This is a genomic window from Caballeronia sp. DA-9 (assembly GCF_051615025.1).
Classification (GTDB): domain Bacteria; phylum Pseudomonadota; class Gammaproteobacteria; order Burkholderiales; family Burkholderiaceae; genus Caballeronia; species Caballeronia sordidicola.
The window spans coordinates 1,075,099-1,088,046 of record NZ_CP195132.1; the positions used below are offsets into that span (position 1 = coordinate 1,075,099).

A 12,948-nucleotide genomic window follows, 5' to 3' on the forward strand; every position below is an offset into this window, starting at 1 on the left:
TCCTCACACCTTCTTGATCGCGGTCTTGCCGAACAGCCCGGCCGGCTTGAGCGCCAGCACGATCAGCAGCAGCACGAGGCCCGGCACGTCCTTATAGCCGGTCGAAAGATAAAAACCGGTCGTGGTTTCGGCAATGCCGAGGATCATCCCGCCCACGATGATCCCCATGCCGCTCGACAATCCGCCGATGATCGCGACCGCGAACGCCTTCAATCCGAGCACGGCGCCCATGGTCGCGCCCGTCAGCGTGAGCGGCGCGACCAGCACGCCCGCGAACGCAGCGGTCAGCGACGACAGCGCGTACGAAAACGTGATCACGAGCCCTGTGTTGATGCCCATCAGCGCGGCGGCGTCGCGATCGTTCGCAGTGGCGACCACGGCCTTGCCGAAGATCGTCTTGCGGTTGAAGAACTCGACCGCGAGCATCATCAGCAGCGCGCCGCCTACGACCAGCAGTTCCATCGGCAGGATGTTCGCGCCGAGGACCTTGATCGGCGCCTCCGGCAATGGCGACGGAAAACGCAGGTCGTCGCGTCCCCAGACATTCTCCGCGACGTTCTTGAAGATGATGCCAAGCGCGATGGTCGACATGATCCAGCCGAACTCCGACTTGATCCTGATCGCCGGCCGCACGCCAATGCGCTCGACCAGCGCACCTTGCGCGAGGCCGAAAACGCAGACCATCGGAATCATCAGCCAGTAGTTCACCCCGGCCGAAACGAGCGTCAGGCCGACCAGCGCGCCGAGCATCAGCGCATCGCCCTGGCCGAAATTAAGCGTGCCCGATGTGGCGAACGTCAGTTGGTAACCGAACGCGATCACGGCGTAGATCATGCCGAGCGCGACGCCGCTGTAGACAAGCTGAAGAAGGATGGCCATGTGTTGCGCCTTGATGTCGAAGGTGGCTGGAGGCCAGACAAGGGCCGGACGCGTCCGGAGCTTTGCGCACAAGCAAAGCCGCGCCCGCCGTCAGGCGGGCGCGGGAGCATTTCCGATGGCAAACTCAGTTCGCGGCGGTCGTCGTCTGCTTCGTGCGCAGCTCGCCACCGCCTTTCTTGTCGGCGTCGTAGGCAAACACCACGCGTCCGCCCTTCACTTCGCCCACGACAGGCACGTTGGCGCTGATCGCCTCGTGATCGTCCTTCGTGAAAGGCTTGTCGTAGACCATTACAACGCCCTCGACCTTCTTGTTCAGCCCTTCCAGCGCGGCCTTGACTTTCGGGCCATCGGTCGATCCGGCCTGCGTGATCGCGGCGGCGAGCAGGTAGACGGAGTCATAACCCTGGGCTGCGGAAACCGGCGAATCGATCCGGTTGTTCTTGGGCTTGAACTCGGCCAGATAGGCATCGATAAACGCCTTGCGCTTCGGCGTGTTCGCTTCCTGAATGAAGGTCTGCGGCATGCGCGCGCCTTCGCCGTTGGCCCCGGCATTGTCGATGTAATTGGCCATCGAAAGCGTCCAGCTTCCAATCAGCGGCACCTTCCAGCCGAGCTTGGCCATGCCGTTGGCGATCTGCGCGAGCTCGGGTCCAATGCCATAAGTCAGCACCGCCTCGGCGCCGGCTTCCTTCGCCTTCAGCAACTGGGCCGTCATGTCTACGTCCTTGATGTTGAACTTCTCGGTCGCGACCGGCTTGACGCCCTTCGCCGCAAGCGCCTTCTCCAGATCCTCGCGGCCGAGCTGGCCATAGTTGGTCGAATCAGCAAGAATCGCGACCTTATTGAAGCCACGCTTGGTGATGGCTTCCTCCACGATCATCGGCGCCTGGATCCTGTCCGCGGCAGCGTTTCGAAAGACGTAGTTCTCGGGCTGATCCGCGAACTGCCGGGTGATGATAGAACCCGTTGCAACGTTATTGAAGACCGGGATCTTGCTTTCCTGGAAGAAGCGTTGCGACGCGAGCGCAACACCCGTGTTGATGTATCCCACCACCGCCACGACCTTTTCCTTGTTGATCAACTCCTGCGCGATCTGGACGCCGCGCTCGTTCTTCGCTTCGTCGTCGCGTTCAACGAGGACTAGCGGGCGGCCCAGCACGCCACCCGACTTGTTGATCTCGGCGGTGGCGAGGCGCACGCCGTCACGCATGCTGACGCCCATCGACGAAGAACCGCCTGTGAAAGGTCCGTCGACACCGATCTTGATCGGATCGGCGCCATACGAAGTCGATGCAAACGCGAACGTTGCAAGAGCAATGCAGGTCAGTCGGGCAAACATGGCGGTCTCCGTTATGGTTGTGCTTTGAATAGAAGCTTTCTGAGTGTAGGAAATGTAAGATTTATTCAATATGCGGAGTTTCCCGGGGCGGGTTTTGGCGCATGAGACGCATACGCCATGCGTTTCCCAGCGCATTGTCGGAGTGTCGCTGTGCCGTGTTCTCTGACATAATGAGCCGCTTTCCGATTGCCACTTTTCGCCATTCAACGCCACTCCTTGCCACACAATCAGCGTGGCGTTTTCCAACTCTCCTTTCTTCCGATGCAGCCTTTCATCGTTTTGCTCGTGCTGTTTTCCGCGTTATTGCATGCAACGTGGAACGCCTTCCTCCATACCAGCGAGGACCGCGTCTGGCAGTTCGGCATGATGTCGTTTCCGTACATAGTGTGCTCGGCGATCGCGCTGCTCTTCGTACCGGCGCCGGCGCGCGGAAGCTGGCCCTACATCGGGGCATCGGCGGTATTGCAGTTCGGCTACTGCGTGGCACTCGCGAAAGCCTATAAAGCGGGCGACTTCGGGCAGATCTATCCCATTGCGCGTGGTCTTTCGCCGCTGCTCGTTTTCGCGGGCGCATTCATTTTCGCGGGCGAACATCTCCGGTCGCTGGCGCTGGCAGGCGTGGCACTGGTTTCCGCAGGCATCGTTTCACTCGCGTTCCGCAAGCGCCGCTTCGCCACCGCAAGCGTGCCCGCCGCGCTCGTGACAGGCGCGTTCATCTCGGCTTACACAATCGTGGATGGCATGGGCGTGCGGGTCGCCGGCAGCGGCTTCGCCTACATTGCGTGGGTATATCTTCTATTCAACGTGCCGTTTGCAGCGTTCGCGCTGTATCGATACGGCGGCCCGCGCCGATTGTTCTCAAGCGATGCACGCCGTTCGCTGCAAGGCATGGCGGGTGGCGCGATTGCAATGGTCGCGTACGGAATCGTGGTCATCGCGTTTCGCTACCTGCCCATTGCCATGGTCTCGGCGTTGCGCGAACTCAGCTCTATCTTTGCAGTGCTGATCGGATGGATATTCATGAGCGAAAAGCTGACCGCGCGGCGGATTGCGGCGTGTGCGCTTGTTACAGCGGGCGCGGTCCTGATCAGGATTTGATTTATTTGGCGACTGGGGTCACCTGAACCGCCGTCGCCGAAATATAGACCGCGTGAACGCTGTCCCCGACCTTGAATTTCTTGGCGGCTAGGTCTGGTGTCAGACCAAAGGTCTCGGTTCGCCACGGACCTCGCAGGGTAATCGTTTTCTTCTTAGGATCAATACGCTGTACCGTTGCGATAATATCGACTTCCTTCGCCGCGCCGAAACCCGATGCGTCAGAAGCAGGCGCAAAAGCAGTCGTATCGACGCGTTTTCTTAATCCGTCATCTTTATTTTGGGGTTTTACCGCATCCAGCAATAACGCCTCTTTTATCAGCACATCCACACGATCTCCTATTTTAAGCGTATCGAAATTCGTCACCTGCTGGCCGATCGACACCGGTATTACACGCCCTTTGGCGCCTTTGAGCGACAAGGTTCGCGTGCTGGCGTCGATACCGACGATTTGCGCCTGCAAATGACGCGGTTCGGAAGCCAGTGCGGTTTTAATTGCATCACTGGAAAGCGGGTCACTGTTTTGTGCATTGGCTTGCGCCGTCATGGTCAAACACGTCAGCAATACTGCCAAAGTCCATTTTGCGTTCATGCAATTCTCCGGGCGAATGGAATTAAAATCACGTATTGAATCAATACAGTAAATTGAATCAGACACGCAAACGCATTAATGCGCTGACGATATTTATACCGTGCGCAACACAGCGTTGTCCATGAAACAGGGAGAAAATTACTGATTATCGTGAGATCGACTTTTTAATTAAAAAATCCGGTTTAATCCGATATCGGGAATTATGGGAAAGGATATCGACGCGAAGTCATCAATCCTTTCCTTTGCAAGTCGTTTGTGCGCCGCCAAATACGTCAGGCGGAACGGGCGCTGCTCAGAAGGCGAAGGAGCGTGATTTCGGACGGTGCGGCAATCCGGATCGGCGGGCCCCAGTAACCTGTCCCGCGGCTCGTGTAGATCCACAAATCATTGAGTTTCTCAAGACCGGCAACGAATGGCTGCTGAAGCCGCACGAAGAAATTCCACGGCAGAAACTGGCCGCCATGTGTGTGGCCGGACAATTGCAGCGTAAAACCTGCCTTCGACGCCGCCGGCGCGCTGCGCGGCTGATGCGCGAGGAGCAGACGGAACATGATGTCGGCTGGCGCGCCGAGCATCGCCTTGGCCGGATCGCTTTTATGCGCAGGATCGAAACCGCCCGCGCCGTAATCCGTCACGCCAGCCACGACGGCGCGTTCGCCGTCGTGGTCCACCACCACGTGCTCGTTCAATAAAACGGTCAGTCCAAGGCGGCGAAATTCCGCGATCCACCGGTCGGCACCGGCGTAGTACTCGTGATTTCCGGTCACGAGGAACGCCCCATGGCGTGCCTTCAGGTCGGATAGCGGCTGCGTGTGCGCGGCAAGTTGCGGCACAGAACCGTCGACCACATCGCCCGTGACGGCAATCAAATCGGGCTTCAATGCGTTGACCGCGGCCACGATCTTTTCCACATAGTGACGCTTGATTGTCGGGCCAACATGGATATCGCTGATTTGCACGATGGTGAAGCCATGCAAGGCGGCAGGCAGGTTATCGATAGATACATCCACATTCTTGACCGCCGCGCGGCGGCGCGCGCTGTAAATGCCGAACAGCGTCACCAGCACGGCAAGCAATGGCACGCCGAGCGCACTCCACGCCTTGAAGCCGGGCCACGGATCGACAACATTTTCGCCGCTGCTCGCCAGATGCAGCACCAGCAGCACGACGTCGCGAAGAAACGTGAGCACGAGCAACGACGAGAAAAATCCCATCACCAGCAGTCCGGTCCACGCAAGCCGGTCGGACAGCGGCTGCTGCTCGATGTTGCGCGCCATCATGCCAAGCGGGATCAACACGATGGATGCCGCCAACGCCAGCACCGCCAATATCTTGAGTGCAGGGCCCACGGGCGCCACGGGAATGAGGCGCATGCCGATATACACGTGAAACAGGATTCCGATGCCGATTACGCGGATAAAAAATGCGGAACGTCGCATATACCGCCTGGTAGAAAGTGAAGCCGGCCATAAGCCGGCGCAGGGCGCGCAACAACCACGCGGAGCCGCCGTGAAGATGCCTGAACGAGCACGCCACCCCAAAATGAGCCTACGCAAAATGGCATCCGATTCTACCGGTTCACCAAAAAGCCTGCCGATGCACCGGCCCGCTCGAATCCGGCACACCACAAGGGTTTCATCAACGCACGCACCAAGGCCCGGCACGTGGCAAGTTCCGGCCATATGGTGTATTCGCGCAAAAAATAACCCGCCATGAGCGGGTTATTCCATTTGAACCGATTTCGTACGCCGCTTAAGGAGCCGACGCAGCCTTGGCCTTCGCTTCAGCCGACTTCTTTTCTGCGTTCTGGATGTTCTGCGGATAATTGGTCTGGTCGCCGCCCGGCTGATAACCGTTCTTTTCCAGGTCCTTCAGTTCCGCATTCTTCTTGGCGCGGGCCGCCTTGCGGTCAGCCTTGCGTTGCGCCTTTTGCACCTGCTTCGGCGTGGAAGCGGCGGTGTCGGCCGTTTGTGCCATTGCGACCGGAGCAGTCAGTCCAGCAGTTGCCACTGATACGACGAGAGCCAATGCAGCCATGCGGATTTGGTACATAACGAGATTCTCCACGAAAAGCGGTTTATTTTTGGTGCGGCAACGCCAACGGCGTCCACCGCCTTTGTCCTGCTGGAACTGCATGCTTCGCTGCGTGTCAGCGGACCCCGCGAGAGAATTGTAAGGCTCGTAAGCCTTATGCGTGGGCCGACAGATACGCGAACGTATATTAACCAACTCTTTTAAAAAGCGTGTAGCACAAACGTAAGATGTAAATCAGCACGCGTTTTTCAAACGAACTCTTTGCGCTTGCATGCCCCTGGCAACGTATGAGTCGGCGCTTATCCTGCACATCACCTTCCGACCAAGCATGCAAACCGTCGGGAATTCTTTGCAAGGCCAAGCCAGTATTCGATCAATGCTAAAGCAAAGGATTTGTTTATTTGGTTTGTCATCCTTATCAAAATATGAGCTTGGACTTTTGAGTAAAAAAAATCCACCCGGCTTGCACCGGGTGGATTTTTTTGCGACGACGCTTGGTCGCAGAGGTACTTTGACTGCTGCTCCGCCGCGCTTCCTAAGAAGCTGAATCGACCGGAAGCGAACCGGACGATTCACCGTTGGTCATCCAGCGGGGATCTGGATGACCAACGAAGCTTGCATCATGGAGCCTTACTGCATGCCCTGCTATCGGAGGAATCCGACTGCTTACTGGAGGGCTTGGCCGTTAGCCAGCGAAGCGGGATTGACTGCATTGACAAGTACGCGCGTACCAGGCGCAACGGCGGCGACCGATCCGGGCGAGTTCGCTTGCACCGTCAATTCGGCTCCCAACGTGTCCTTGAGCGTCAAGGAACCACGCTGACTGTCCACGCTCGTCACCTGGGCGATAGTTTCATTGCCGTTTTGCGAGGGCACCGCGGCGAGCCTTGACGATTCAAGCACAGTGAGCCGAACGGGACGAGCGGTCGTGCCCACTACATTGGTGCCCGTCCTAAGCTTGTTAAGATCAGAGACACTTGCACCTACCTGGAACGATTCCGTGGCGCCCTGGGCGTTGATGACGGTCACACGATGCATATTCGCGTCCACCGATTGCACTTTGCCACCGACGCGTACCATTACGGTGCCGTCGATGGACGCCGCAAATGCGCTTGTCGCCAGGACTAGGGACGCTGCCGCGATCATGGTTGCCTTGAGGGACTTTTTGTACTTCGATTTCATGTTGCTGCTCCTGCCGGACTATGATGGCTTGCTCGTGCGCCGTCCGGTATTCAATCGCACAAACTGTTCAATAACGTGATCCCAGTTTGTTTTTCGAGATGAGCGCTGTCAATTGATTCGGGGTATTTTTAGGTATCCTCCTATTCACGATCATCGTTTTTTAACTCCTTTAAAATAGTCAATTTCAAAGCGCGATGAACGGCATCACATTCGAGCGTCGTACACTGTTGCAATCACGCCCCGCGTACTTATTTGGGATGACGCAGTCCATTACAATACGCGCCTGCAATCTTTGCCCGGCATCGGGCGCTGGGGAACTACCATGTCTCTTCTCGACGTGGACACTATCGATTACGTCGGCGTGAACATCCTGTTCAAGGAAATGCCGAATAACCATTCTTAAGCCTTCACCTTCAACAACTTAAGCCCTCTTTTCACATTATTTAGCACTACGAAACCACCACACTGAGCAACACGTAAAAACAAGCATTTACAGCGGCGTTTTGGATTCACATACGTCGATTTTTTCGCAGTTTGCGGATGCGCTATACTGTATATCCATACAGTATTTTTGAGGGACAGGGTTCCATGTCCTATAAGCCACTTCCTCCCTTTGAAGCGCCCACATATGCAGAGCTGCGTCGGTTGTGGGCTGCGTATCCTGATAAACAGGTGCGGCGCTTGATCCTTGAGATTGAGCATCTGAGGCGCGTGATCGATCGAGCCGAGGGATACCGGGAAGTGATCAACAGGGCTTGGAAAGACGAAACCGGCAGTCAGCTGGTAGGGCTGCACTCACTGCACTTACTGTTGGCTGAGGCGCGTGGAAGGTCCGGACTTCAGGGGGCAAAACCACCTCCTGCGCCGCCTGCCTCGAATAAGCGATTTCCGTGACTCGGCAACGAGCGTTTCAGGTTTTGCAGATTCTGTTGCGCAAGACGTTGTCACGAAATTTCGGCAAACGCGTTATCGTTCTACCGTCCTTATTCGGCGATGGTCCGCTCAGGGATTGCCGAGCTCCCCGTCCGTAAAACGACGGGGCTTTTTGCTCTAACAAAGCACTGGCTGCTCTACAACAGAGTGTCTGTGTCGCCAGAGTCGACCTTTTTCCTTCGTGGCGGAATCGGTGCCGGCGCCGATGTCATCTCATGGGATGGGTACAGGTTCAGGAACGAGCGCGCCTCGTCGGTCGACCGGCACGATAGCCAATCGTCGTATTGTTCGGGCCGAAGGATCACCACAGACCGCTTTTCAGCGCCAGGTTTATGGAATCGGCACATTAACGCGTGGTCGTCGGAATTCACGGTCAACATGGTGAACGACAACGCCACGCCTTCCGGCTCAGCCCATTCTCGCCATAGTCCAGCAATAGCGAGCGGCTCACCCGATGCCAAACCAATGCGCCAGCGCACCGCAGAACCAGTTTCGTAGCTCGGCTCGTAAAAACTGCGGCATGGAATTAGGCAGAGCTGCAGGTTCTTCCATGCGCCACTAAAACTGCGCTTTTCTCCTACCGACTCTGCGCGGGCGTTCATGGTGTCGAACAACTTGACACCTGCCGGGATGTGCGCACGCGGGACCATGCCAAAGGTCGCGGGATCCGTCAGGCGTTCGCCGGTATTCGCACGCAGAATCGGCGCGAGATAGTCCTTCCACGTCTCGATCGGGTAATCAAAATTCGGCTTTGGGAATTGGCTGAACGCCTCAAAATCAATCTCGGCTGCCGGGTCGTAGTTAGCGCACATGGCCACCTCCTCACACCATCTTAGCTGAGAGGCCGTGTCATGGTCGATCTTGGTCCATCCCACCGACGATTAAAGGCACGCCGCTTGCTTTGGTGCCGAAACTTTCGACATTCACCGGAGTTCGACCATGGATATGGGATGTGTGGCGTTTCAGGCTCATTTGGCAACGCTGCTTCGAGGCATGCCGCGCTGTACGACTGCAGAGCTTAATGAGCACACCATTGTATTTTGGGATGGTCAGTGGGCAAAAGGTGCCGAGTTACGAAACGATGGCGGCGGCGAATGGTACGAGAAATTCGACCTCGACGAGCGTACGTGCAACCGCCTGCACGCCGATCTAGTAGCTTGGATGGAATCTCCGCGGTACGGATTACGGTCTGATCTGGAAAAGTGGATTTACGAGTGAAGGCAAAAGCGGCGAAGACAGCCTCACGGCAGCTTTCAAAGAAGAGTGCGTCGTCTCGAATTCTGCGGGTGATCGGCTAGCTACATCGAGACCGCAGTCGCCGCTAAAGCCGTAGCTTGCGCACGCGACCCATGCTGCGCACGTGACAGCCCGAACAGTTTCCGAACCGAGAGATCGCACGGCTCCAGACGCCAATTGCGCGCGGTCGCGCAAGCCGCGGCCCAGTTCCTGCTCCCTCCATATCGCTCAAGGAGACTGCCATGCAACTGCACCATGTTGAAATTGACGCAACGCTTACCTCGCTACTGCGCGCCCAGCCTCCCGGCACAATGGCATTGCTTGCCGACTTCCTAGGTGCATACTGGGACGGCACGCGTGTCGTCTATGTTTTTCTGCACGAAGATGGAAGCGGCGCGCCCGATGACGAGTTTGAGCTTAACGATTATCTGGTCGATAAGTGGGAAGAAGAGCTTCGTCACTGGTTTGCCGCACCACGTTTTTCCATGCGATCAGAGTTAAATAAGTGGATCAAGTCGGACGCGTGAGGAAAATGTTCGGCAACAACCGGTTTTCGGAAATCGATTGCAAACGGCTTCCATGACTCCATTTGAAATGGGCTGCCATACATAGACGACTGCCTATTGAACGCATTGACTGAATCGTGCCGCGCATTGCGCCAGCTCTCAAGTAAAAGCTAGGGACGTAGACCATCGCTTGCAGAGGTGAAAAAAGCTCCGTCGCACAATGCTCACTATCGATGCAGTGTTTGGTTCGCATGTCCTAATTCGGCCATCCCGAAACAGGCTTGCCGGCTCAGGCCGGCGCCCCACCAACAGCCGCCCGATGTAAGTCGGCACCATTGAACGCCATAATTAAGAACAGCGGCATCCCACTATCGCTCGCATGCGCTATTAGCGCGCATGCGCAAGCCTTCACGCTGTCTGGAGCTAGCACGGTGATTGAGCCCGGGAGCCTGCGCACGGTGTCCTTCGACGCGATGCCCGATTTTTCTTCTGAATCTTTCGTTGCTTGTTTTTGTCGACCAGCCGCCTTGATTATCGACCCGCATCCCAATCCACTGTGCAAACATAATATACCGCCCAGATAAACTTCAAACTGCATGCCTTCGGAAAGGCAAAGATAGGTTAGGCATTCCGATGCGTCTAAAACCACAAAGAATTCAGCATGTAATTTTTTGAAATTCGCGGTAACAATCGTGTTACGATCCAATCGCTTTTCAAGACCCGTGAGAGCCGTCCGATTAGTAATCGATGACTGCACTGACTTACGGGATACTCATAAGCTCTGAGGATCAAATGAAAAAACTGTTGCTAATCGCTATAAGTATTTGGGCTTTAACTTCTGGGTTCGCGTCCGCACGAAATCTCAACCCCGGTGAATCGCTTGCGCAAGGCGCGCAACTTTGGTCGGATAATAATCAATATTTTCTCACTCTTCAAACCGATGGGAATTTGGTCGTATATGGCCCATCCGGGGCGGTGTGGGCCACCAAGACAGGAGGAAGCGGTGCAGCTTACGCCGTGATGCAAACCGATGGAAATTTCGTGCTTTACAACGCCGCTAATAAGGCGGTATGGGACACCGAAACTTTTCGCCCAAACTCCACTTTAGCCATGCAAGACGATGGCGACGTCGGTATCTATTGGCAACGATCAATCTGGGCGAGCAATACCGCGGATGTAGCAAGCATTCAACCGGGCGAGCCAAATCGCGTACTATTACCGGGCTCGACTTTCGCTGCCGGTCAAAGCGTGTCGACCGGGCAATATTTTCTCATTCTGCAGTCGGACGGCAATCTTGTCCTTTACAAGAACGGCGGCAATGTAATTTGGGCAACATATACGCAAAATCGCGGAGTGACGCATGCGTCTATGCAGGGTGACGGCAACTTCGTATTATATGCCGGAACGACCCCGATCTATTCGACGCAAACGGACGGCAATCCCAACTCAATATTCGCCCTTCAAGTCGACGGCAATCTTGTGATTTATGCCCCGACTCCAATCTGGGACTGGAAAAACGGCCTTCACCACCCTGACTATAAAGACCATAGCGGCCCAGGCGGACAAGGGTGTCTTTGCAGGTCAATTACCATCCCGTTCTAAGCGCTATAGCATTTGGATAAAACGGCGTCCGAGGAATTGGGGTCGCCGTCATTAGAGATCAATGACGGCGACGTTACCAGGGTGCTGCGATCTTCCAGCCGCAGTGCTCAATCCCGATTTTCAAATTGCTCGTGATCTGATCGACCAAGCCGCGCGACATGACGGCGACGTCGTTATCCGTCGGCGTTTCAGGCTTAAACCAGATGCACGAGTTATCCACGACCCGGGTCGGTCCCGGCACTTCCTTGACCGGAACCTGGGTTGTCGCCGGCGGGACCGTGAAGCAACCCGATAAGCTGCTCGCGAGCAGCGTCATCACTGAGAGCAGCTTGATCGTTTTCAACATTAGTTCTCTCCCGCGCGGCCGTGGCCGCAGTCTTTGCCGCATCGGCATCCGCCTGTACGTCTGCCGTCTTGCGAGCGTTGAGGTTATCGATCGCGACCTGCGCATTTGCATTCGCCACATCAACCTTCGATTGCGCTTGTTCTTTGGTTTGCGCGATAGTGGTTTGCGCTCCCTTGGTCTTGATCCAAGCAAACAAAACGCTGCCTGCGGCGACCAAAGCAGCACCGATCGCACCGATGTGAGCGATGATGAATCCAAAGATGATCGTGATCATTTCCATGCTCCTGTCAGGAAGAGATTGCGCTCCCGCGCGCGACGCGTGACGAGGCCCGCCATGACCTTGCCTGACGCGAGATTCCACTTCGCAAACTCGTCCGCCGCGCCGGCATAATCACCTGCGTTTAGTAGGCGCAGCAGTGTCGAGGATTGGAGATTTCCGGAGCCGAGATTGAAGGTGAAGTCCACGATCGCGGCTTTCTGTTGCGGCGAAAGCGGCACTTTGACCAGGCTATCGACGGCCGCGCCGAAGCGAAGCAGATCAGCGGTAAGGCGAGCATCGGCACGTACTTGCGTCCAGACCGTGCCTTTCGTAATGCCCTCGCCTGTCGCGCCCCAGCCTATCGTCCACGGATCACCGCCGCTTGCAGGGTCCGGATACGCGACAAGAACACAATCCTCGGAAGCCTTCGTCAGCTTTTCGCACAGCGGATACCATGCGGGCGAAGCGACAGCAGGCGTCGCAACGGTTTCCTCGATCGGCGGCGCTGCAGCGGTTGCAGGCTTACTTGGTGGGATTGTCTGCGGCGGTGCGGCTGGCACTCGGGGTGCTGGGCGCGTGAAGAGGCTAAGCAGCGTATCGAGCCAGTTCATTGCGGCGCTCCTGGCTCGTGCGGCGCAACGCGCTGGATCGACGTGTACCGAACGCCGATGATCGTTGCAAACAGGATGGCGTATGCAATCGCCTGCTGAGCGTGTGCAGGTATGACCGCCTTGAGATCATCCGGCATGCTGTGCCACGCCTCGCGCAGGATCGGCCCCACGGCGGAGATGCCACCGAGCGTCGCCGACCAGATGACAGTGCCGCGGGTATGAAGGCGGCGCCAATCGTCGGCCAGCTTCAGCTTCACGTTTGTGAATGGAATGAGCGTCATGATTCCCTTTCGATAGGCAAAACAAATCCGCTGCGCACGTGTATGCGCATCCG

Annotated in this window: 15 protein-coding genes; 4 read left to right on the forward strand and 11 right to left on the reverse strand. The window is 56.6% G+C overall.

From position 1 onward, the window contains the following. Nucleotides 1-3 precede the first annotated feature (3 nt). On the reverse strand, nt 4-879 hold the full coding sequence (locus ACRWA7_RS11090; protein ID WP_060818640.1) for a branched-chain amino acid ABC transporter permease: 876 nt from the start codon (nt 877-879) through the stop codon (nt 4-6). A 124-nt stretch (nt 880-1,003) separates the two neighbouring features. Then, on the reverse strand, nt 1,004-2,218 hold the full coding sequence (locus tag ACRWA7_RS11095) for an ABC transporter substrate-binding protein (RefSeq protein ID WP_438392690.1): 1,215 nt from the start codon (nt 2,216-2,218) through the stop codon (nt 1,004-1,006). Nucleotides 2,219-2,479: 261 nt separating this feature from the next. On the opposite strand from ACRWA7_RS11095, the gene ACRWA7_RS11100 reads away from it, so the two are divergent. Further along, entirely contained in the window at nt 2,480-3,316 is an 837-nt protein-coding gene (locus tag ACRWA7_RS11100; RefSeq protein ID WP_438392693.1) for an EamA family transporter, read from the forward strand. Between the two features lies 1 nt (nt 3,317). Here the strand turns inward: ACRWA7_RS11100 and ACRWA7_RS11105 are convergent, their stop codons facing one another. The 5 genes from ACRWA7_RS11105 to ACRWA7_RS11125 all read right to left on the reverse strand — a co-directional run bounded on the left by ACRWA7_RS11105 (nt 3,318) and on the right by ACRWA7_RS11125 (nt 8,866). Beyond that, nucleotides 3,318-3,905, reverse strand: a complete 588-nt coding sequence (locus ACRWA7_RS11105) for a hypothetical protein (RefSeq protein ID WP_438392695.1) — start codon at nt 3,903-3,905, stop codon at nt 3,318-3,320. Between the two features lie 272 nt (nt 3,906-4,177). Then, a complete protein-coding gene (locus ACRWA7_RS11110; protein WP_438392696.1) occupies nt 4,178-5,344 on the reverse strand; it encodes a metallophosphoesterase in 1,167 nt (388 codons plus the stop codon). Nucleotides 5,345-5,657: 313 nt separating this feature from the next. Further along, entirely contained in the window at nt 5,658-6,041 is a 384-nt protein-coding gene (locus tag ACRWA7_RS11115; protein ID WP_438392698.1) for a DUF4148 domain-containing protein, read from the reverse strand. Between the two features lie 564 nt (nt 6,042-6,605). After that, on the reverse strand, nt 6,606-7,121 hold the full coding sequence (locus tag ACRWA7_RS11120; protein WP_438392700.1) for a hypothetical protein: 516 nt from the start codon (nt 7,119-7,121) through the stop codon (nt 6,606-6,608). Between the two features lie 1,070 nt (nt 7,122-8,191). After that, on the reverse strand, nt 8,192-8,866 hold the full coding sequence (locus ACRWA7_RS11125; protein ID WP_438392702.1) for an SOS response-associated peptidase: 675 nt from the start codon (nt 8,864-8,866) through the stop codon (nt 8,192-8,194). Nucleotides 8,867-8,993: 127 nt separating this feature from the next. Here ACRWA7_RS11125 and ACRWA7_RS11130 point away from each other — a divergent pair, with 127 nt between their 5' ends. Both ACRWA7_RS11130 and ACRWA7_RS11135 read left to right on the forward strand, forming a co-directional pair. After that, entirely contained in the window at nt 8,994-9,272 is a 279-nt protein-coding gene (locus ACRWA7_RS11130; RefSeq protein WP_438392703.1) for a hypothetical protein, read from the forward strand. Between the two features lie 260 nt (nt 9,273-9,532). Further along, a complete protein-coding gene (locus ACRWA7_RS11135; RefSeq protein ID WP_438392704.1) occupies nt 9,533-9,817 on the forward strand; it encodes a hypothetical protein in 285 nt (94 codons plus the stop codon). Nucleotides 9,818-10,085: 268 nt separating this feature from the next. On the opposite strand, the gene ACRWA7_RS11140 is transcribed toward ACRWA7_RS11135, so the two are convergent. Continuing rightward, nucleotides 10,086-10,502, reverse strand: coding sequence for a hypothetical protein (locus tag ACRWA7_RS11140; RefSeq protein WP_438392706.1), 417 nt, complete (start codon nt 10,500-10,502; stop codon nt 10,086-10,088). A gap of 86 nt (nt 10,503-10,588) precedes the next feature. On the opposite strand from ACRWA7_RS11140, the gene ACRWA7_RS11145 reads away from it, so the two are divergent. After that, nucleotides 10,589-11,398, forward strand: coding sequence for a curculin (mannose-binding) lectin (locus tag ACRWA7_RS11145; RefSeq protein ID WP_438392708.1), 810 nt, complete (start codon nt 10,589-10,591; stop codon nt 11,396-11,398). Between the two features lie 212 nt (nt 11,399-11,610). On the opposite strand, the gene ACRWA7_RS11150 is transcribed toward ACRWA7_RS11145, so the two are convergent. Genes ACRWA7_RS11150 through ACRWA7_RS11160 form a run of 3 tightly spaced genes read right to left on the reverse strand, consistent with a single transcriptional unit; the run spans nt 11,611 to nt 12,895 of the window. Beyond that, nucleotides 11,611-12,018: a hypothetical protein gene (locus ACRWA7_RS11150; RefSeq protein ID WP_438392709.1), complete on the reverse strand. Its 408-nt coding sequence runs from the start codon at nt 12,016-12,018 to the stop codon at nt 11,611-11,613. After that, nucleotides 12,015-12,614: a lysozyme gene (locus ACRWA7_RS11155; RefSeq protein ID WP_438392710.1), complete on the reverse strand. Its 600-nt coding sequence runs from the start codon at nt 12,612-12,614 to the stop codon at nt 12,015-12,017. Before ACRWA7_RS11155 ends, ACRWA7_RS11150 begins: the two co-directional genes overlap by 4 nt. Further along, nucleotides 12,611-12,895 (reverse strand): hypothetical protein, encoded by a 285-nt coding sequence (locus tag ACRWA7_RS11160; RefSeq protein WP_438392712.1) that lies wholly within the window; start codon nt 12,893-12,895, stop codon nt 12,611-12,613. Before ACRWA7_RS11160 ends, ACRWA7_RS11155 begins: the two co-directional genes overlap by 4 nt. Nucleotides 12,896-12,948 lie beyond the last annotated feature (53 nt).